The organism is Xanthomonas sp. WHRI 7065, from assembly GCF_040203115.2.
Lineage (GTDB): Bacteria > Pseudomonadota > Gammaproteobacteria > Xanthomonadales > Xanthomonadaceae > Xanthomonas > Xanthomonas arboricola.
Genome location: NZ_CP168194.1, coordinates 2504550 through 2526401, shown reverse-complemented (window position 1 = coordinate 2526401; position 21852 = coordinate 2504550). Strand labels below are relative to the sequence as shown.

Sequence of the window (21852 nt, the reverse complement as noted above, 5' to 3'; positions counted from 1 at the left end):
CCGCGCTACGGGTCCGAGTCGCTCAGCAACAGCGCGATTTCCTCGGCGCTCGCGGATTCGATGCGTTGCAACAGTTCGCGCAGGCGTTCGCGCTCGTCAGGCGCGGCGGCGGCCAGTTGCGGGTAGTCGATCTTGCCGTTGCGGGTCAGCGGCAACGCGTCGACGACGGCGATCGTCGCCGGCAGCATCGGTTCGGACAATCGCGCGGCCAGGTACGTGCGCAGCGCTTGCGGTTGCGGCTTCTGGCCGTTGCGGGCGACGACATGGGCGGCCAGCGCCATGGTGCCCGCCGCGGTGCGGCGCGCGACCACGGCGGCTGAAACCAGCTGCGGATGCGATAACAGCGCCGCTTCGATCTCTGACGGCTCGATGCGGAAGCCGCGGATCTTGAGCTGACGGTCGCTGCGGCCGACGTATTCGAACAAGCCGGCGTCGTTCACGAACGCAAGGTCGCCGCTCCTATACGCGCGCGCGCCGGCTGCGAACGGATCGGGCCGGAACCGGTCGGCGGTCGCGGCCGGCGCGCCGTGATAGCCGCGCGCCAGGCCCGTGCCGGAAATCCATAGTTCGCCGACCAGGCCCGGCGCGAGCGGCTCGCCCCAGGGATCAAGCACGTACAGGCGTGTCGTCGCGATCGGCGCGCCGATCGCGACGCTGCCGTGCTCGGGATCGTCCTGGCCGATCTCGTGCACGCAGCATCCGACCGTGGCTTCGGTCGGACCGTACTCGTTGAAAATCCGGGTGCCGTGGCGACGCCATGCGTGCAGCGATTGCGCGCGCAAGGCTTCGCCGCCCACGACCAGCCGCTCCGGCGGATGAGCGATGCCGTCGGCCTGGGTGGCACGCGCCAGGTAATCCAGGTGCGAGGGCGTCAATTTGATCAACGCCGCGCCCGGCCCGTGCATCAACTCCGTGGCCAGTTCGGCCACGCCGTCGGCATCGGCCATCAGGCGCAGGGTCGCGCCGACAGTCAACGGCGCGATTTGGCTGGTGATGGTCAGGTCGAACGACGTCGCGGTATGCACCGGCACGTCGCCGCCGTCCAGGCCGTAATGGGCGACGGCCCAGGCGACGTAGTTGGCCAGCGAATCGTGCTGGATCAGCACGCCTTTTGGCGCGCCGGTCGAACCGGAGGTGTAGATCGCATATGCGACGTTGCGCGGATCCGCCGGGGACCGCACGCGGCGATATCGCCGGGCCGACCCGCGCAACGACGGCAGCGTGCATGCCGGCACCGGCCAGGCCAGCGCGTGCGCGTGATCGGTCAGCACCAGCGCAACCAAGCTGTCGCGCGCGATGCGCTCGCGGCGTTCGAACGGTTCGCCCGGATTGAGCGGCACGAACGCGGCGCCGCACAACCAGATGCCCAGCAACGCGGCGATCAGGTCGACCGAACGCTGCAGGTCCACCCCGACCAGCGCTTCCGGCCCGAGGCCGCGCTCGCGCAAGGCCAGCGCGATCTGTTCCGCATCCCGCCACAACGCGGCATAGCTGACATGGGTGTCGCCGCAGACGATCGCGACCCGGTCGGGGTGGCGGCGTGCCTGCGCACCGATCAGCTCGGGCAGGCAGTGCTGGCGGGGGCCGGATACGGCCGGCACCGGCACCGACGATGCGACGGCACGGCCGGCATGCGCCGCCGCGGGATCGGCGAGCATCGCCGCGAGATTGTCGCGATACGCCTGGGCGAGTGCGCGCACGCTGGCCTCCGACCACTGGCCCGGATCGAAGTCCAGCAGCAATTGCAAGCTGCCCGAAAGCACGTCGCGGTTGAAATGCGCGGTCAGCGCGAAGAACGTCTGGTCCGAAGCCGACGCGGACAGCACCTGGAACGTCTCGGCACCGACGATGCGCTGGTAGACGTGGAAGTCGGTGTACACGAACACCGCGTCGAACGGCGTCTGGCCGAAGTCCTTTCGCAGCTGATGGTAGGGATAGCGGCGATACGGTTGCAGTTCCTGCTCGGCGCGCCAGCAATCGCGGATCAATGCGCTCCAGGAGGCATCCTGCAGTTCCAGGCACAACACGACCGTATTGTTGAACACACCGATCACGCGGTCGCCGTCCTCACCCTCGGGCCGGCCGTTGACCTCCAACCCGCTGACGACGCGGCGGCCGCACAACGCCGACAGCACGCGCATGTGCGTGGCGAGCAATACGCTCTTGAGCGGAACCGAAAGCGCGCGCGCCAGGCCCACCGCGGCATCGTGCACCTCGGCCGCGAATGCGACGCTGACGCGCCCTTGCAGGTGCTGGCCCTGCAAGGGCGTGCGCTCCGGCCGGCGTAGCGCACCGGCGCCGAAGCGGCGCGCCTTGTCGTGCCAGAACGCGCGCGTGCCGTCGTCGGCGACCGCGGCGCGCTCCAGGGCAATGAAGTCGGCGTAGCGCGTGACCGGCGCGGTCCGCTGCAAGGGCCTGCCTTCGCACAGCGCCGCGTACTCCTCCAGCACCTCGGTGATCAGCGACGCCACGCACCAGCCATCGAATGCGGCGTCGCTCAGGCTGAACTGGAACTCGTGTTCGGACCAGCGGTGCACGGTAAAGCGCAGCATCGGTGCGCTGTTCCAGTCGAACCGCCGTTTGCGCTCGGCCAGCATCCACTCGTGCAGCTCACGCGCCTGCGCCGTTGCCGGCACGTCGCGCCGGTCCAGCACCTGGAACGGCACTTCGACGTCCCGGTGCACGCGCTGCACGCCTTCTGCGAACGCGACCAGGTCAAAGCTGACCCGGAGGAATGGATGGCGCTGCGCTGCGTGGCGCATGCACTCCGCCAGCCGCTGCGGATCGCAGCGCCCCTTCATGCGCAGGCTGGTTACGTAGATTTCGTAGACCGGACTGGTTTCGGACAGGTACACCAGTGAGCGTTGCACGTACGACAACGGATACGCGTCCTCGACGTCGGCCGGCAGGCGGTCGCGCCACTGCGCCGGGATCAATTCGAACGGCTGCGGCGCGGGTATGGCGGCCGCCACCGAAGCCTGCAGCCGCTCGGCCAGGGCACGTACGCGCGGACGGGCGAACAGGTCGGCCACGGTGAAATTCAACTGCTCCCTGGCACCCGCGGCAACGATGCGCAATGCACGGATGGAATCGCCGCCCAGGTCGAAGAAATTGTCGTCCACACCGACCGGGGCTACCGCGAGTTCGGCGGCCCATATCCGGCACAGCGCGTGTTCCTGAGGTGTGCGCGGCGGTTCGAACCCCGCGCGCGGCCGTTGCAGTGCCTGAAACGGCAACCGGCCGCGGTCGAGTTTGCCGCTGCGGGTCAACGGCAGCACGTCCACGCGCGCGAACGCCGAGGGAATCAATGGCCGCGGCAGACGCTGCCTGAGAAACGCCAACACTGCCTCCAGTGGTGGCAAGGTCTCGCCCAGCAGGAATGCCACCAGCTCCAGATCGCCATGGGCGTCGCTGCGGGTGGCGACCGCGGCGCCGAGCACGCCGGGACAGGCACACAACGCCTGCTCGATCTCACCCAGCTCGACCCGCCGGCCACGAATCTTGATCTGGCTGTCGCGCCGGCCCAGGTATTCCACGCTGCCGTCACCGCGCCAGCGGGCGAAATCGCCGGTGCGGTACAGCGGAGAGACGCCGTCCACGGGATCGACGCCGAACGCACGCGCCGTGGCCTCGGGCCGATTCAGATAGCCGCGCGCGACCTGCGTGCCGCAGATGCACAGTTCTCCCGGCGTGCCGATGGGAACCGGCCGCTCGTCCGCGTCGAGGATCCGCAGCCTCACGTTGGCGGCAGCGCGGCCGATCGGTATGTCGGCCTCGTCGCGTCCGACGACATGCCAGGTCACGTCGACCGCGGCTTCGGTCGGACCGTAGAGATTGATCAGCGCGGTATCGCCGAACGCGTCGACGAAACGGTCGCGCAAGTGCGGTTCCAGTGCCTCGCCACTGCAAATGCAGCGCGACCACGCCGGCAGGCGGGTCTGCGCGGGCAGATGTGCGAGCAGTGCCAGCAGCATCGACGGCACGAAGTGGGCGATGCTGACGTCGAAGCGGCGCATGTGCTCGATCAGCACCGGCGGATCGCGTTCTCCGCCGGTCGCGAGCAAAACCAGCCTGGCGCCCAGCAGCAGCGGCAGGAACAGCTCCCACACCGACACGTCGAAGGTCACCGGCGTCTTGTGCAGGAACACCTGCCGCGCGTCGAGTTCGAAGGTTTCGGCCATCCACAGCAGGCGGTTGACGATGGCGCGGTGTTCGATCATCACGCCCTTCGGCTGGCCGGTCGATCCCGAGGTGTGGATCACATAGGCCAGATCGTCGGGCCGGCAGCCGATGTCGGCAGACAGCGGTTGCGCGGCCGCGGCTCCGGCCACACCGATGTCGACGAACTCGACATCGGCGAACGCCGCACGGCTCCGGTGCGCCGCGGTCGACAGCACCACCCCGCAACCGCTGGCTTGCAGCAGTTGCCTCAGGTGATCGTCCGGCTCGTCCGGATCCAACGGCAGATAGGCCGCGCCAGCATGGATCGCGGCCAGGATCGCCACCACCATCGCGGCCGAACGGTCGATGGCCACGCCGACAAGCGCATCGCGCCCGCCGTATCCGCGCTGGCGCAATCGCGCCGCAACCCGCGACGCGATCGCGTGCAGCTGCGCGTAAGTCCACTGCGGCCGCGCGTCCCCGCAGACCGGGCCTCCCATCGTGCCGCACAGCGCCACTGCCGCAGGCGTGCGCGCGGCCTGTTCGAGCAACAGCGACAGCAACGTCGCCTGCGCTGGATACGTTCGGCGAGGCCCGTCGAAAGCGGTCAGCAGCAGTTGCCGCTCGTCCGCGCCCAGCAGAGCCAAGGCCGACAGTGGCGTGTCCGCGTCGTCGGCGACCGCGCGATATTGCGCCTGCAAGCGCTCTGCAGCACGGTCGATGTTCTCGCCGTCGAGCACCTGCGGGTCGTAGACGAGCTTGGCCGACAGCCCGGTTCCGGTTCCGGTTTCGGTCACGACCATGCTGAAATCGAATTGCGCGCCGCGCTCATCGAGTGCCATGACCTCGACCGCGGCGCCGGCCAGGCGCGCGTCCAGGCGGCCCGGCGCATGCCACGCCTGTGCGGCGGCGCCGAGCGTGCGCCAGACGAACACCGCGTCGACGAACGGCACCTGTCCCGGTTCGCGCGCGGCGCCCAGGCGCTGCGCCATCGCGTCCAACGGCAGGCGCGCGTGCTTGCGCGCCGCCAGCACCGCCTTCCGCACCCGCGCCGCGAATGCGCGGAAGGATTGCGTGCGATTCACTTCCACGACGATGGGCAGCAGGTTCACGCAGTAACCGATCGCGTCGGACGAACCGTCGCCCTCGCGCAGGTCGAACGGCACCCCGACCACCACCTCGGTGCGCCCGGTCCAATGCGCGAGCATGGCCGCGTACACGGCCAGGTGCAGATCGAACGCGGTGCAGCCGAGATCACGGCCCAGTCGCCCGAAGCCCTCGACGACGGCCGGCGCAACCGGCCAGCCCGTCGCCGCGCCCTGGCGGCGGTCAAGCGCGCGTTTGCGCCGTCCAGGCAATGCCGCCGGCAGGGCCAGGTAGCCGTGCAGGCGGTCGCGCCAGTACTCGGTGTCTTCGTGCGCATCGGCGCTGGCCAGGTAGTCGATCTCGCGCTGCACGTCGTCGCCGGCATGCGTTCGCGATCGGTGTGGGTGCACGGCGTCGCCGCAGGCGGCCTGCCAGGCGTGCATCAGGATCGGCAACGAGCCCAGGTCCACGGCGATATGGTGGGCGCGCAGCAGCAGCACGTGCTCGCGATCGGAGCGTGCGTACAGCACCGCTTCGATCGGCGCCGCGGACTGCAACTCGAAACCCGTGTCGGCGCGTGCCGCCAGTTGCTGCATCAGCTGCACGTCGCTGCAGTGGCGCGCATCCACCTGGATCAGTTGCGCCGGCGGCGAGTCCCAATGCTGCCAGGGTTCGCCGGCGACCACCTCCACCCGCATGCGCAAGGCCTCATGCGTGCGCTGCAATTGGAGGAAGGCGGCCGCGAGTCGGTCGACATCGAGCGCACCGGTAAGGCGTGCCGTCCAGGCTAGGTGATAGGCCCGCGATGCGGGGAAAAGCTGGGCGTGCAGCCACAGGCTGCGCTGGCCATGGCTCAACGGCGCGCGCGCAGGCGCAGGTGACGACGGCCGCCGCGCGCGCGGATCGTGCGGATGCGCCTGGCAATACGCGATCAGTTCGTCCAGGCCACCCACTTCGTGCAGCAGCGCCAGCGGAACCATCAACTGCTGCGCCTCCAGCAGCAGCGCCAGGCGCGCCATCATCAGCGAATCCATGCCGAGCGCCGGCAGCGAACGGTGGCGCGGCAGATCCGCTGCCGGACGGCCGAGCAGCCCGGCGGCCGCGGCGAGAACCTGTTGCGCGAGCACCGACGCGGGTTCGTCGGCTTCCGGTTCGCTGCGCACGGCCTTGCGCGGCTCCAGCCGCACCAGCGCATCGTCGAGAAACAATTGCCGGCACGCCTGGCGGCGGATCTTGCCGCTGGTGGTTTTCGGCACCTGGCCAGCGCGTACGAACACCACGGTGTGCACGCCCACGTCCAGGTGCTCGGCGATCGCCGCGCGGACCGTGTCGGCGGCTGCCTGGGGCTCGAAGCCGGTGCGATGCTCGATTTCGCAGACCAGCACCAACCGCTCGCCGTCCACATCGGCCACCGCGAAGGCCGCACTGCTGCCCGCGCGGATCGACGCGTGCGCGCGCTCGGCGACCCGCTCGATATCGTGCGGGTGATAGTTCCTGCCGCGCAGGATGATCAGGTCTTTCAACCGCCCGGTCACGTACAGCTCGCCGTCGATCAGGCAGCCCAGATCGCCCGTGCGCAGGTAGTCGCGCTGCAGGTCGTGTTGGAGCCGGGCACGGAACGTCTCCTCGCTCGCCTGCGGCTTTTCGAAGTATCCGGCAACCACTCCGGGACCATGCACCCAGATTTCGCCGATCCTGCCGTCGGCCAGCGCCACCCGCCGTTGCGGATCGACGATCGCCACCGATACACCGGTGCCAGGCTTGCCGCAGCTGACCAGCGTCTGCGCCTGGGCCGGGTGCGCCGGCGACGCGATCCGGTCCAGCTGCAACGCCAGCGCGTCCACCGGCAACAGGGTCGGCTCGCGATCCAGCTCGGCACCGGTGACGAACAGCGTCGCCTCGGCCATGCCATAGCAGGGGTACATGGCCTGCGGCCGGAAGCCGCTCGGTGCGAATGCGCGCGCGAAGCGCGACAGGGTTTCGGCCTGGATCGGCTCGGCGCCGTTGAACGCAAGTCGCCAGCTGCGCAGGTCCCACTGCGCGACCTCCTCGGGCGCTGCGCGCCTGGCGCACATTTCGTAAGCAAAGCTCGGCCCGCCGCTGGTGGTACCGCCGAAACGCGTGATCGCCTCCATCCAGCGCAGCGGTTCGCGGAAGAATTCGGTGGACGAAAACAGGATGCACGGGCACCCCACGTATACCGATTGCAGAATGTTCCCGAACAAACCCATGTCGTGATAGAACGGCAGCCAGCCGACCACCACGGTGTCGTGGTCGTGGCCGAAGGCGACGCGGATCGTCTCTTCGTTGCACAGCACGTTGCGATGGCTGACCACGCAGGCTTTCGGGTCGCCAATCGATCCGGACGTGTATTGCAGCACGGCGGTGTCTTCGGCATCGATCTTGAGCGCGCGCCAGGCCGCGGCGTCGATCGCATGGCGTTCGCCCAGGTCCAGCCAGCGCGCATCGGCCAGGCGCTGCTCGGCCGCTTCAACGAAGCCTTGGCGCATATCGCCCGGCGCGATGACGCAACGCGCGCGGCTGTCGGCGACCACCTGGCCAAGCCGGAACGCGAGCCTGCGCGCGTTGCCTTGCGGCAGCGGCAGCGCGATCGCTCCGGCGTACAGCACGCCGGCGATGGCGACGATATAGTCCAGGCCCGACGGATAGGAGATCGGCACCCGATCGCCAGGACGCACGCCGTGCGATTGCAGCAACGCCGCGGTCCGCCGCGCCTGCTCGTCCAGCTGCCGCCAGGTCAGGGCTTGCTGCACCTCTCCGCGTTCGAGAAACTTGAACGCCGGCCGGTCGCCATCGCGCTCCGCCCGCCACCGGAACAGATCGACCAGCGTGCGCACCGCGTGGGCCGGAAAATCAGCCATCCTGCGCCGGGTCCAGCAGATCCAGGTCGGTGGGCGGGGAAAATGCGAGCTGCTGCCGGCAGAACGCGCGCCATTCGTCGCTCACCTCGTCGAAGATCACGCTTTCGCCCGCCCAGATCGAGCCGGTCACGCTGAAGTCGCGGTGCAGGAACACGATCGCGTCCGTATCCTGTGCCGGCATTGGAGCGCGTTCACGGTGGTGTGGCCACTGCGCGAATTGTTGCAATGCAGCGAGCGGATAGGCGCGGCAATAGGGGCGTTGGTGCTCTGCTCCATCGGCGGGCTGGCTGGCGCCGGAGCAAAGATGCTGTTGTGCCTGCGCCAGCAATTGCGCCGCATCGCGATGTCCCGCTGCCAGCGCAATGAGGTACGGCGTGCGCTGGTCCTGGCCGCACAGCCCGATATCCGCGCCGCGCGCGAGCAGCGTGCGCACGATCTCGGCATTGCCGCCGCCAGCGGCCCAGCACAGCGCGGTCCAGCCGTGCTCGTCTTGCGCGTTCAGTGCAGGACCCTTCGCAAGCGCCACCTCCACCTCCGCCGGGTTGCCCGCCCGGATGCTTTCAAGCAGCTCTTCCGTCGCCATCCCTCCTCCCTATGTGAGCCGGTGCTTCGATGCGATCGAGGCGACCCACGACTGGCGCTACCTGCTGCGGCAGCGGTCGCCCATCGTCGTTACGCCACGGCCACTCTTATCATAATTTTGCGGCAAACGCCGTGCCGCCCCGCGCTTTAACGGGCATCGGACGACGCAACGACAGCTGCATTCTGTTGCCGCCTCGCCTGGACCGATTCCGCCGTTTGCTGTGCTGCGCTACGGTACGCACGCAACGTATGTTCCGCCATCCTCGCACCGCTGAACTCGGCGGCGCGCGTGCGTCCGCTCTCGCGGTAGCGCATCGCCCGCTCCTGGTCGTCGACCAGTTCCACGATGGCGTCGGCGAGCACGCGGGGATCGATCCGCGCAAACCCGCATGCATCGAACGACACGTCGACTAGGGCGCCGCTGCGGTCGTGTTCGATAATTTCGGCCAGGCCGCCCATGCGGCTGCAGACGACCGGAACACCCGCTGCCATCGCTTCGATCGCCGCATAGCCGAACGGTTCATACAGCGACGGCACCACCGCCACCGCCGAACGCTCATACAGCGCGTGCAATTGCGGCCTGCTCAACTTGCCGATGAAGCGCGTCGATGTGGCGAGCACCGGATCGCGCTCGGCGACGTAGCGCAGGGCATGGGGGTGGAGGTCGGTGCCGTCGCCGGCGACGACCAAGACGATGTCCTCGCGCTCGGTGCCGATCAGCTGGAACGCGCGCAACAGATAGCGCAGCCCCTTCTGCGGCACCAGCCGCCCGGCGAACGCGACGATCTTGCGCTTGCCGGTGCCGACTTCATCGCCGCCGGCCGGCGCCAGCATGGCCGCGACCTCTGCAATGGCGGCGGCATCGGGTTGCGGCAGCGGCTGCGCACCGTTGTGGATCACCGCGATCTTTGCATCGGCGCAGACCGTGCGCACGTCGTCTTCGACAGAGGCGCTCACCGCGATCAGCAGATCGCTGCGGCTGCACATGTCGCGCTCCAGTTCGGCGATGTAGGCCAGGGTGTCGCAGCCCCAGCGCGGCGTGAACAAATGCTCCAGCGAATGCACCGTGGCAACGATCGGCACGCCCCAGCAGTCGCGCAGCCGCTCGCCGGAGCGGTAGGTGAACCAGTTGTTGCAATGGATGAGGTCGGGAATCCCCCATTCGCTTTCGCACCGGCGAACCACCTCGTCCGCGGTCGTGTCGGACAGCAGGCCGAAGTACTCGAATCCCAGCGAGAGTTCGTCGACCGCCGGGCGCAGGAAGTGGACCTGCCGGTTCGCTTCGATGATCGAATCGCGTCTGTCGCCGCCGCCGACGACGATGGTCAGGCGCAGGTCCGCCGACTCCAGCCCCTGCGCCAACTGCGCCAGATACGTGCCCGCGCCACCGAACGTCACGGGTGGAAACTCGTAAGCGAGAATCAGGATATGCATCACGACGTCAGCCCCTGGTGCGCGATCAAGGTTATCGGCGTTGCGGAGTTTCGAGCATCCCTGCCCCAACGAACTGCGCCAACCGGAGCGATGCGTTCGCACCGGATCGCCGCCAGGAGGAACGAAGCTGCGCGTGGCCGATTCTGTACGATTGCGGCGCAAATGCAACGGCCCGCTCGCGCCGTGGCCGCAACGCACTCGGCACGGCCGGGTTCGGTGGTATCGTCGCCGGCGCGTCGTGCCGGCGCGCGACAGGCCTGGTTTTCCTTGCCTGGGCGTGGCCGAGCGACAAGGAAGACGCCCCCCGGGCATGGGAATTGTCCGTCGACGGAGGATATCCGGATGTTCGAGTACCGCGGCCGACGTATCGAACTGCTGTCGCTGATTTCCCGTGCCGGCAACGGCGAGCTGTTCTGGCGGAACTCGCTGGAGACGATCCGGCTCAGCGATCGCCACGGCTGCTCCGGCATCCTCATCCTCACCGGCAACGAGATCGCGGTCGAGCCCTGGCTGATCGCACAGGCCGTGGCCGCCGGCAGCGCTCACCTGCAGCCGCTGGTGGCGGTCAATCCGGTCTACATGCATCCGTTCACCGTGGCGCGCATGATCAGCTCGTTCGGCCTGATGTTCCGCAGGCGAGTCCGCCTGAACCTGGTGACCGGCACCTCGCTCAGCCATCTGGCAGCACTCGGCGACGGCGCGAACCACGACGAACGCTATGATCGCCTGCTCGAGTACGCATCGATCGTCGATGGTTTGCTGCAGGGGATGCCGCTGACCGTGGACGGCCGCTACTACACGGTCGATGGCCTGCAGTTGCTGCCGGCGCTGGATGAGGCCCTGCGGCCGCACTACTACGTCGCCGGACACTCAGATGCGGCTGCACGCGTGGCCAGCCGGATCGACGCGATCGGCCTGCAGATGCTCGGGCCCGCGCTTGCCGACGGCGCGATCACCGGCCAGGCGATCCACTTCGGCATCGTCACGCGCGAAGACGAGGCGTCGGCATGGGTCGCGGCGCGCGCGCGCTTTCCGGACGACGAACTCGGACGGTTCGTGCAGCAGCAGTCCATGAACAACACCGATTCGCAGTGGAAGCGCCGGCTGCAACTGGCGGCGGCGCAGGAAACCGACGCGTCGCCGGAATTCTGGATGCTGCCGTTCAAGACGTTCCAGGCCGACTGCCCGTTCTTCGTCGGAGGCCACGAACGCACCGCGGAACTGTTGGCGTCGCTGATCCGCGCCGGCGTACACACGTTCGTGCTCGACATCCCGCTCGACGAGTGCGAATACGCAAATACCGCCGCCGCATTCGCAAGAGCCGCGCGGCTGCTCGACGGCTGAATGTCCGGGCCGCGCATCAGCGCTGGATCTGCAGTTCGCCGTCAGCGCCGAGTTCGATCGTGCTGATGCCGCTATCGGTCAGGTAGCGCCTCACGGTGAGATCGGTGAAACGGTCCAGATCCACCTGCACTTCGCCGTTGCTCTTCAGCGACAGGCGTCGGAATCCACGCTCCTTCATCGAACGGCGCACCTGATCCTGCGCGTACTCGCCACCCATAAGCTCGATCCGGTCGGCTTCGGCGAGCGCGGGATGGAAGATGTCGTAGAGCATCACCACGCGTGGCTCGTCGCTGTCGTTCCAGACTTCGTGTTCGATCGAATCGTCGAAGACCAGGCACTCGCCCGGCTGCCAGGTCAGCGTGGACTGGTTCACCCGCATCTTCGCGCCCGCGGGCGTCTTGATCCCCATGTGGATGCGCAGGCGGCCGTTCGTGTATCCACAGTGGCGGGCGATATGCGTTCCGGGTTGCAGCCACGACAGCATGATCACGCCCGCGCAGCGGTGTTCGTGCGGGATGCGGTCGAGGATCGCCGAGGTCGCCGGGAACAATTCCTCGACCTGCTGGAACCGGCGCCGGCCTTCGTAGAAGATCACCTGATCCCAGCCGCCGCGGTCGACGAGCGGTTCCTCGACCGGTTTGAATGCGGCGCCGTCGGCAGTGGAGACGCGCTCGAATTCGGCGAGGATTTCCGCGTAGTGGCGCTGCAGGTAGCCGGCGATCCAGAACTTGCCCGGATCGTAGGACACTACTGGCGGCAGATAGTCGATGTAGTGCAGCGGTCGCTGGAATGCGTGCTTCCAGACGCCTTGGCGCACGGCCAGATCGGCACACTGCCCGGCTTCGGCGACCCTGCCCGCGGTCACCAGGCTGTCGATCAGCACTGCGTACAGCCGGCGCAGATTGTTGGAATTTGTTGTCATCGGTTGGCCTCCTGCGCTGAATTCCCCGGATCGCTTCCGTGGACGCCGGACCGACCCCATGGTCCGATTGTGACCTGCCCCCGTGCAAAAACAAAGCGCGTCACATCCGGCGGCTGTCGCGGCGGCCTCCGTCGCTCAGCACCGCGAAGCCGCGGACGCATTGGCGCCGCATCGCGCCGCGACGCTGTCCAGCACCGCATCGAACACCTGCTGCACGCCGGTGTCCGACAGGCATCGCGGATATGTCGGATCGCGCGGATCGTAGGCGTAGGGGCAGTGGAACTCGGCGCACGAGAACTGCCGCTGCCCATGCCGCTGCAGCGAGAACGCCGACGGCCGGCTGCAGGCGTGCTCGCCACGCACTACGCGCGCGGCATACATTCTTTGCCACAGCTCCGGGCCGATCGGCCCGCATGGCACCACGACCGGCTTGCCCAGCGCAGCGGCGATATGCATGGGCGCGGAGTCGTTGCCGACGAACAGATCGGCGCGGTCGAGCTGCGCGGCCATATGGTTGAGGCTGCCGCCGCTCGCGTCGTGGATGTCGGCGGCGGGATCAGCAGCGATCACCGCGGCACGTAGCGATGCGATCTCGGCCGCCTCGCTCGCACCGCCCACCAGCACCACGCCGGCGCCGTCGATGCGGCACAGCCGTGCGCATAGCTCGCGGTAGTGCGTCAGCGGCCAGCGCCGGTTCCAATGCGCGTCGCCGCCGATGTGCACGGCGATGCGCAAGCCGCGCCGTTGCTCGTGCGCCTCGTCGGCGACGTAGGGGAAACATCGCCCCGGCCCCGGCACGTGCAATCCGATATCGACGCCGGCCGCTTCGGCGAAGGCGCGCGTGCTGTCGAGCAGATCCGGAAAGCGCCCGGCCTGGGCGAAATCCAGCGCGACCGTCCTGTTGACGAAGACAGCTTCGACCGGGTCCAGCGGCACGCCGACGCGTTCGCGGATGCCGCTCAGATAGGCCTGGATCGCGCGCAACCCGGTGCTGCTGGGATCGATCACGCAGAGGTCGAAGCGCTGCCTGCGCAACGTGCGGATCAGCGCGATCCAGCGTCGCGGCGCGCGCGCGCCCGGTTCCGGGCACTCGACCACTTCGTCGATGTAGCCGTGCTTGAGCATGAAATCGCGATAGCGCCGAAGCAGGTTGGGGCCGGCCACGCAATACAGCCGCGCGTTTGGATAGGCTTGACGGAGCAGCTTGAGGAACAGGTTCTTGCTGATCAGGTCGCCGAGCCCGGGCACATGCGGGTTGTCGCGGTTGGCGATGGCCGCGAACAAACAGATCTTGCGCACCTGGTCCGGCCGCGAACGCCGCTCGCGCGCACCGGCGATTGCTTCAGTCGCCCTGGCATGGCCGATGGCGGCCGCACGTATCGTGCGCCAGGCCAAAGCATCGATCGCAGCTGTCCATCGCTCGCTCACTGTTGGGCCCTGGAATGCGGATCAAGCCATCTCGACGCGTCGTTCAAGCCCGAGCAGTCTTCGGCGTCACCGCGAGTCCGCGCTCGTGCGCCCGGACCCGCCGTACGGCAGCTGGCCATGCTTGCCGTCCCAGCCTAGGACATCGACACACACGCGGCAAGGATCACGCAAGGCTTTGCCGTGATAACGATGCAAGCGCCGGGCCGGCCCTGCGCTTGCACGCGTGCGACACGCCGCTCAGGCCGGGTCGGCGGCGGTGCCGGCGACGCTCGATGCGTCGCGCCCGTCGCGCCCGTCGCGCCGCCCGCCTGCGGCGAGCTTGCGTTCGCAGGCGTCGAAGACCGCCTCCACGCTCAAGCCGGTCATGCAATGCGGATAGCGGCGTAGTGCCGGATCGTATTCGACCGGGCAGTCGCGGCTGCAGGCGGCCACTGCGTCGCGGTGCAGCGTGGGACGGTGGCGCCAGCAATCCAGTTCCAGCGACACACTGGTCTGGTTGCGATAGGCGTCCCAGGTCGAATAAGGCGTCGGCCCGAACATGATCACCGCCGGTACGCCAAGACAGCCGGCGATGTGCATCACCGAAGAATCGTTGCCCACCACAAGATCCGCCTGCGCCACGTGCTGCGCCATCCAGTTCAGGTCGCCGCCGCAGGCTTGCCGCAACTCGCCGTCGCTGCAGCGTTCGCGCACGCGATCGACCAGTTGCTGCGCCTCGTCGCTTTCGTCGTCGCCACCGACCAGGACGATCTGCGCGTGGTATCGGCGCAGCAACTGCTCGCACAGCACCTGGTAATGGGCATCCGGCCAGCGCCGGTTCCAGTCGCGGCTGCCGCCGGGATGTACCACGATGATCGGCCGCCGGCCGGAGAACGCCAGCGGCCGATCCACCGGCGCGAGCCGAAAGCGCGGGTCGATCCGCTCGCGCGGCAGCGGCGGGTCGAACGCCAGCGCCCGTGCATAGGCCTGGGCCATGTCGAGCAAGGTCATTGCGCCCCAGGCGCCGCTCAGCGCGATCTGGCCCTGGTTGACGAAGGCGTCGACGGCAAGCCCGCGCTGCAGGCCGAAGCGCCTGCCGATGCCGCACAGGTGAGCGAACAGCGGACTGAGCCGGGTGTCGCGGCTGTCGTGCACGCACGCGTCATAGCGCGCAGCGCGCAAGCCGCGCAGCAGCCTCAGCCAGTTGCGCCAGCGGCCGAAGGCCGGATCGTCGCAAACGATCAGGCGGTCAATCGGCATGTGCAGCAGGTAGAGATCGTGGAACTTGCCGGCCTGGAACGCGGTGGTGACCAAATGCAGTTCGGCGCCGGGGAAACGTCGGGCGACCAGTTCGAACGCGATCGATGCCGCGATGTGGTCTCCGGCGCGCAGGCCCGGGCCCAGCGCGGAGAAGATCACCACCCGCTCGACCTGCGCCGTCGCGGCGGGCACCCGTTCGAACCGACGCAGCAGCCTGGCATAGGCCAGCAGCGCCGCGTCGGCCAGCCTGCGATTCATCGAGCCTCGGCCTGTCGACGCATTGACATGCGCGCGCCGAGTGCCGCTGGCGCGCACGGGCATTCGATCAGCGTCGTGTCCGCCGCAACCCTCCCTGCGTCGCAATACGGGCGGCACCGACCGCGTAAGGTACTGTGATAGGCTCGCTGCATGCCTTAGTGTATGTCGCCACGATCGGGATAAAGCGCGGCCGGACGATATCACACGTCATTGCGTTGGATAATCATGCTGGCAGGAGGCTGTTGACCTATGCGCGAAACCGACGCGGCGTTGACCTTGCAGGGTATCAGGCATGACGCGGTCGCGATTACAGGCATCTCGTGCCGCTTTCCCGGCGCGGACACTGCGCAACAGTTCTGGCGCAATCTGGTCGGTGGGATCGAATCGATAACACGTGTGCCGCAGCAAGGCACCGGCGGCGGGCACGAAGCCACCGCCGCACGCGCCCTACTCGCCGACGTCGAACAATTTGACGCGCACTTCTTCCGCTTCACCCAGAGACAGGCCGACATCGCTGATCCGCAATTGCGGCTGGCGCTGGAATGCGCGTGGCTCGCGCTGGACAGCGCGAATTGCGCCAACACCGCTCCGGACAGCCTGGTCGGCGTATTCATGGGCGCCAGCCTGAGCACCTATCTGCTCGGCCAGATCCTGCCGATATATCCGTCGCTGGCACAGGCCGTTGGTGCGTCGCAGATCCTTTTCACCAACGACAAGGATTTTTATCCGACCACCATTTCGCACCGACTCGACCTCAAGGGCCCGAGCGTTAACATCAGTACCGCATGCTCGACCGGGCTGGTCGCGGTGCACAGCGCTTGCCAGGCGCTGGCCACCTACCAATGCGACATCGCCCTGGCCGGCGCCAGTTCGGTGCTGCTGCCGCAGCAACCGCCGGCTTACGAACCTGGCGGCATCTACGCGCGCGATGGCCATTGCCGCGCCTTCGACGCCGATGCCGGGGGCACCGTCGGCGGCAGCGGCTGCGGCTTCGTGGTGCTCAAGCGGATCGAGGACGCGCTGCGCGACCGCGACTTCATACATGCGGTCATTCTGGGTGGCGCGGTCAACAACGACGGCAGCCACAAGGTCAGTTTCGCCGCACCGAGCGCATCCGGCCAGCGCACGGTCATCGAACAGGCCCTCGCCAACGCCGGCGTCGATGCCACCGACATATCCCTGGTGGAAGGCCATGGCACCGGCACACTGCTCGGCGATGCGGTCGAGCTGGAGGCGTTGACCGACGTGTTCGCGGACCCGGCGATCGCGGCCGGATCGTGCGCGCTGGGTTCGGTGAAGACCAACATCGGGCATCTCGACACGGCCGCGGGCATGGCCGGGCTGATCAAGGCCGCACTCGCGCTGCAGCACGCGATGATCCCGCCGAGCCTGCATTTCCGCCGCCCCGATCCGCAAGGCGCGCTCGAAGGCAGCGCCTTCTACGTGCCAACCACGGCAAGCGCGTGGCCGCACGGTCCGCAGCCGCGCCGCGCCGGCGTCAGCGCGTTCGGAATCGGCGGAACCAACGTGCACCTGATTCTGCAGGAGCCGCCGCCGGCTGCGCGCTGCGATGCGTCGACCCGGCCGTTCCACATCGTTGCGGTGTCGGCGCCGTCCGCCGCCGGCTGTGTTGCGAACGCGCGGCAGCTGGCGGCTTATCTGCGCGAAGCCGGCGATGTCGATATCGCCGATGTGGCGTTCACCCTGGGCGTGTGCAGGAAAGCGTTCGATCATCGTCACGCCTATGTCGCGCGCGATCGTACGCACTTGCTCGAGCTGATCGACACTGGCGCGGGAAGCAGCGCGGAGCCGGCGCCACACCTGCGCGTGGCCTTCGTTTTCCCGCAGCCCGGCGCCGACGATTTCGGCGTCATGAAAGCGGCATATGCGCACGAGGCGAGCGTCCGTGCGGACGTTCGCCTGTGCGCGGACGCGGCGCGCCAGTGCGCGGGCAGCGAGTCCGTCGACCTGTGCGCGGCATTCGTGCAAGAGGCTCTGCCGCAACAGGCCACGCTGCGCGCGGCCGTGTTGTTCGCCGGCCAATACGCGATGGCGCGCTTGTGGATGCGCTGGGGCGTGCTGCCGCAGGCGGTCGCCGGCAACGGCGCCGGTGCCGGCGTGGCCGCGTGCGTGGCCGGAGCGCTCACACTGTCCGAAGCCGTCGCTGCGTTGTACTCGGGCACGACGCCGCAACCGGTACGCCAGGCGCATCCGGACATCGTGCTGCTGGACACGACCGAGATCGTCGACGCCGCCGATGCCGCGAAGAGCGCTTCTTCACCGTTGGTCTCGGGCCGCGATCACGTCGCGTTGTGCTTCTCCGCGCAGGCAGATGGTGCCGGCCACACCTCATGGGCTGCGCACCTGCACGCGTGGCAGCCCGCCGATGGCGCCGCGACGACGGCGCAGCGGCTATACGAAGGCCTGGGCACCGCGTGGGTAAACCGATTGCCGCTGGATTGGGCCGCCTTTCACGGCGAGCAGGCGCGGCGAAAACTGCCGATTCCTTCGCTACCGTTCGTGCGCTCGCGTCACTGGCTGGAAGCACCCGAGACGCTCACCGCCGCGCAGGTGCAAAAGCAGGAGCAGGAGCAACCTGTCGTGCAAGCCGCGCACGAGGCCAGCGCCGATCCAGGCGACTGGTGCTACGTTCCGACCTGGAAACGCTGTCTGGCGCCGCCGGCAGCGCCGGTGCCGCAGGCACCCAAGCGCTGGCTGCTGCTGACCGCGGAAGATCGCTTCTGCGCCGAATTCGCCACACGGATCAGACAGCGCGGCCACGACGTCATCGAGGTGTTCGCCGGTCCTGGTTTCGAACCGCTCGCGGCCACGCGCGCAAGCATCGATCCGCGCAGCCCCGGCGACTACGCCGCGTTGCTGGCCGACTTGTCGCGCCAGGACAGACTGCCGGACCGCATCGTGCATCTGTGGAGCCTGCCCGACCCCGCCGATGCCGAGCCGCTTTCCGCGCGCCTGAGCGCAGGGCTCGGGCGCGGCCTGCATGCGCTGCTGTCGCTGGCGCAGGCCCTGGGCAAGGCCGGCGTCACCCAGCCGATACGCCTGACCTGCGTCTACAGTCGCGTGCACGATGTCGGCGGCGAGCATGCCCCGCAACCGGACAAGGCGGCGTTGACCGCCGCACTGAAGGTCATTCCGCAGGAGTACCCCAACCTGTCGTGCCTGGGTGTCGACGTGATCGCGCCGAATCCCGGCTCCGTCGTCGAAGACCGCCTGCTCGACCGCCTGCTCGCCGAATGCGAAAACCAGCCGGTAGACGTTGTGTGCGCATACCGCGGCGATACCCGCTGGGTGCAGGCGTTCGAGGCCGTGCACCTGCCGGTGCCGGCGGTGCCCAAGCCCAGGCTCAGGCACGGTGGCGTGTATCTGATTACCGGCGGTTACGGCAGCGTCGGACTGGCGCTGGCCGCGTATCTGGCGCGCAACGTACGCTGCGACATCGCTCTGCTCGGCCGCTCGGCGTTCGCTCCGGAGGATCGCTGGCAGGCGCTGGCCAGCGGCGCCGAAGCCGCCGATCCAGAACAGGCACATCTGGCGTCTGCGCTGCTCGCGCTACGGGCGCAAGGCTGCCGGGTCAGGCTCTACCAGGCCGATGTGGCCGATCGTGACGCGCTGGTGCGGGCGATCGCCGCGATCGAAGACGATTTCGGCGCGATCGACGGTGTGATCCACGCTGCCGGCGTCGCCGATACCGCCGGCATCATCCAGAACCGCAGCCAGGACGGCACCGAGCGCGCCCTGTGGGCGAAGGTCCGCGGCGCGGTGCATCTGGACGACATCCTGCACGGGCGGGCGCTGGACTTCTTCGTGCTGTGCTCCTCGATCGGCTCGGTTCTGCACGCCTTGAAATTCGGCGAAATCGGCTACGTCGCCGCCAACGATTTCCTGGATGCGTTCGCCGCGTATCGGCACGCGCACGCGCGCGGCCTGACCGTATCGATCAACTGGACCGACTGGCTGGACGCCGGCATGTCGGCACGCGCGAAGGCGCGTTTCGCGCAGCGGCAACGCCATGCCGAGCCGGTCGCGCTGCCTGCGCCAGTGCATCCGTTGCTGGGACGCAAGCGGCCCGGCGCGGTCGCCGGCGAATGGATGTTCGAGAATACGCTGCGCGCGCAAGACAACTGGGTGCTGGACGAACACCGTATCGCAGGCACCGCGGTGCTGCCGGGCACCGCCTACATCGAACTCGCATTCGCAGCGTTCGCTGCATGCACCGCCAGCCACAGCGCCGAGATCAGCGATCTGACCCTGATGGCGCCGCTGGTGGTCGCCGATGCCGACGCATGCGAACTGCAGGTCGTGTTGACGCCTCGCGGCGAAGGCTATTCGCTGACTGTCCGCACGCTTGATGCGCGCACGCGCGACGCCTGGACCGAGCACGCCCGCGCCGACATCGCCGCGCTGCATGAGAGCGAAAGCATCGATGCGACGGACGATTTCCTCGACGGTGCGCCGCTGGCCGATGCTGGCTCGCATCTGGGCAACGGGCACGGCACGGGCGATGCCGGCATGCGTTTCGGCGGGCGCTGGCGTGCGTTCGAAAGCGTCGCCGCCGGCCACGGCCGTGGCAGCGCGTGCTTGCGCCTGCCTGAACAATACCGCGGCGATCTCGATGATTACCTGCTGCATCCGGCCCTGCTCGATTGCGCGGTCTCGTTCCTGATTCCCGCCTTGCTCCAGACGCAGACCGAACCCTATGTACCGCTGCACTACCGCCGCGTGCGGATTCGCAGGCCTGGGCGGTTTCCAGAAGCGTTGTTCGCGCATGCGCGCAGCGACCAGGCGCTGGTGCGCGACGGCGGCGCGCTGACCCTCGACGCGCGCATCGTGGATGGATCGGGCGCGGTCTGGGTCGAGGTAGGCGGCATGACCGCCAGGAAGAGCGCGATGGCGCCGTCCACGGCGTCCGCCCCGTCGCAGCGACCCCAGCCACAAGCGCCGGCGAACTTCCTGCTCGATACAGGCACCGTCGGCGAATTGAGCGCATTACGCTTCGTCGCCAGGGATCTGCCTGCGCTGGGCCCGCACGATGTCGAAGTCGACATCCATGCCGCCGCGCTGAACTTCAAGGACGTTCTGGTGGCGCTCGGGATGGTGCCGGCGCCGAGTCCCAAGGGTAAGTTCGGCCTGGAATTCGCCGGTGTGGTGGCCCGCTGCGGCAGCGAGGTCGGCACCCTGCAGGTCGGCGACGAAGTGATGGGATTCGGCGGCCCCTGGGTTGCCCCGCGTGCGGTCTACCCGGCCGCGTGGCTGCGGCGGCGACCGGCGCGATTGTCGGTGGCCGAAGCCGCGGCGGCGCCGGTGGCGTTCACCATCGCGCAGCTGGCGTTGCGCGAGATCGGCGGCCTGCGCAGCGGCGAGTCGGTGCTCATTCACAGCGCGACCGGTGGGGTCGGGCTGGCGGCCGTGCAGGTGGCGCAGCAGATCGGCGCGAACATCCATGCCAGCGCGGGCAGCCCGGCCAAGCGCGCGTTCCTGCTCGGGCTCGGCGTCCAGCATGTCTACGACTCGCGCTCTCCGGCCTTTGCCCGCGAAATCCTCGAACGCACGGCCGGCGGCGTGGATGTCGTGCTCAACTCCTTGGGCCTGCAACTGGGCCGCGCGAGCCTGGACGTGCTTCGCCCGCAGGGCCGGTTCCTCGAACTGGGCCTGGGCAACGACGAACTGGAGCCGATCGCCCAGGTGCAGGGCAAGCACTTCCTGCCAATCGTCGTCGATACCGCCGATCCGGGGCTGGAGCGCGCCTGGAGCAAAACCGTCGAGCAGTTGGCACAGGGCCACTGGACGGCGCTGCCGATCCGCAGCTTCCCGATCGACCGCATTGTCGAAGCGTTCGACTACATGGCCGCCGCACGCCACATCGGCAAGATCGTCCTGACCTACGATGGCTGGGAACGGCTCGGGCTTACGCAAACGGCGCCGCCGCCGGATGCGCGTCAATCCGAAGGGGATTTTTTTGACCAACTGTTGCGCGGCATGTCTTCTCGCGACGGAACCGACGTCTTCGATCGCATCCTGCACCAGGACTTCTGTCGCGTGGCGGTCTCCACCGAACCACTGCAGCCGCTGATCGAGCGCGCCCGGATGGCCGCACGGGTCGGCGTGGGTGCGTTCCTCGCCGGCCAGAACCTGTCGGTGGAGACCCGTGCGCGTCCCGAGCTGGCCATCCCGCTGCAGGCACCAGGTAACGACGTCCAATCCAGACTGGCGCAGATATGGAAGGATTTGCTGGGGCTTCGCGAGGTCGGCATCCACGACGATTTCTTCGACCTGGGCGGCGACTCGTTGTTGGCGATCCGGTTGCTGTCGCGCTGCCGCGAGGAGTTCCAGGTCGACCAGACCCTCGCCGGATTGCTCGATTGTCCGACCATCGACCAACTCGCGCAAAGAATCGAACAGTTGCAGGCAGCGCGACCGCGCGTGGGCGACGCACACGACGAAACCGTGGTCATTTGAGGCGGTTGCGCTGGCGGTCCACGGGCCTGGGCAAAGGAT

The 21852-nt window shown here is 68.3% G+C and carries 8 protein-coding genes; 2 read left to right on the top strand and 6 right to left on the bottom strand.

What is annotated here, in order from left to right; translation table 11 throughout:
* Positions 1–5: 5 nt before the first annotated feature.
* The 3 genes from ABQY64_RS10735 to ABQY64_RS10725 all read right to left on the bottom strand — a co-directional run bounded on the left by ABQY64_RS10735 (position 6) and on the right by ABQY64_RS10725 (position 10145).
* Positions 6–8129 (bottom strand): amino acid adenylation domain-containing protein, encoded by an 8124-nt coding sequence (locus tag ABQY64_RS10735; RefSeq protein ID WP_349780767.1) that lies wholly within the window; start codon positions 8127–8129, stop codon positions 6–8.
* Positions 8122–8712 (bottom strand): ankyrin repeat domain-containing protein, encoded by a 591-nt coding sequence (locus tag ABQY64_RS10730; RefSeq protein ID WP_102252151.1) that lies wholly within the window; start codon positions 8710–8712, stop codon positions 8122–8124. Before ABQY64_RS10730 ends, ABQY64_RS10735 begins: the two co-directional genes overlap by 8 nt.
* A gap of 146 nt (positions 8713–8858) precedes the next feature.
* Positions 8859–10145 carry a glycosyltransferase family 4 protein gene (locus ABQY64_RS10725; RefSeq protein WP_181098612.1) on the bottom strand — a complete coding sequence of 429 codons (1287 nt, stop codon included), beginning with the start codon at positions 10143–10145 and terminating at the stop codon, positions 8859–8861.
* A gap of 342 nt (positions 10146–10487) precedes the next feature.
* On the opposite strand from ABQY64_RS10725, the gene ABQY64_RS10720 reads away from it, so the two are divergent.
* Complete coding sequence (locus ABQY64_RS10720) at positions 10488–11489, top strand: LLM class flavin-dependent oxidoreductase (RefSeq protein ID WP_181098613.1); 1002 nt, start codon at positions 10488–10490, stop codon at positions 11487–11489.
* A 16-nt stretch (positions 11490–11505) separates the two neighbouring features.
* Here ABQY64_RS10720 and ABQY64_RS10715 read toward each other — a convergent pair whose 3' ends face one another.
* From ABQY64_RS10715 to ABQY64_RS10705, 3 genes are all read right to left on the bottom strand, one after another.
* Positions 11506–12372 carry an aspartyl/asparaginyl beta-hydroxylase domain-containing protein gene (locus ABQY64_RS10715; protein ID WP_180968757.1) on the bottom strand — a complete coding sequence of 289 codons (867 nt, stop codon included), beginning with the start codon at positions 12370–12372 and terminating at the stop codon, positions 11506–11508.
* Positions 12373–12546: 174 nt separating this feature from the next.
* Positions 12547–13710, bottom strand: coding sequence for a glycosyltransferase family 9 protein (locus ABQY64_RS10710; RefSeq protein WP_146098056.1), 1164 nt, complete (start codon positions 13708–13710; stop codon positions 12547–12549).
* Positions 13711–14076: 366 nt separating this feature from the next.
* A complete protein-coding gene (locus ABQY64_RS10705) occupies positions 14077–15540 on the bottom strand; it encodes a glycosyltransferase family 9 protein (RefSeq protein WP_349780766.1) in 1464 nt (487 codons plus the stop codon).
* Between the two features lie 45 nt (positions 15541–15585).
* Between ABQY64_RS10705 and ABQY64_RS10700 the strand changes: the two genes are divergently transcribed.
* Positions 15586–21813: an SDR family oxidoreductase gene (locus ABQY64_RS10700; protein WP_349780765.1), complete on the top strand. Its 6228-nt coding sequence runs from the start codon at positions 15586–15588 to the stop codon at positions 21811–21813.
* The last annotated feature ends 39 nt before the right edge of the window (positions 21814–21852 follow it).

Coding starts and splice junctions, on each gene's coding strand:
- ABQY64_RS10735 (WP_349780767.1), bottom strand. CDS start 8,129: ATGGCTGATTTTCCGGCCCACGCGGTGCGCACGCTGGTCGATCTGTTC.
- ABQY64_RS10730 (WP_102252151.1), bottom strand. CDS start 8,712: ATGGCGACGGAAGAGCTGCTTGAAAGCATCCGGGCGGGCAACCCGGCG.
- ABQY64_RS10725 (WP_181098612.1), bottom strand. CDS start 10,145: ATGCATATCCTGATTCTCGCTTACGAGTTTCCACCCGTGACGTTCGGT.
- ABQY64_RS10720 (WP_181098613.1), top strand. CDS start 10,488: ATGTTCGAGTACCGCGGCCGACGTATCGAACTGCTGTCGCTGATTTCC.
- ABQY64_RS10700 (WP_349780765.1), top strand. CDS start 15,586: ATGCGCGAAACCGACGCGGCGTTGACCTTGCAGGGTATCAGGCATGAC.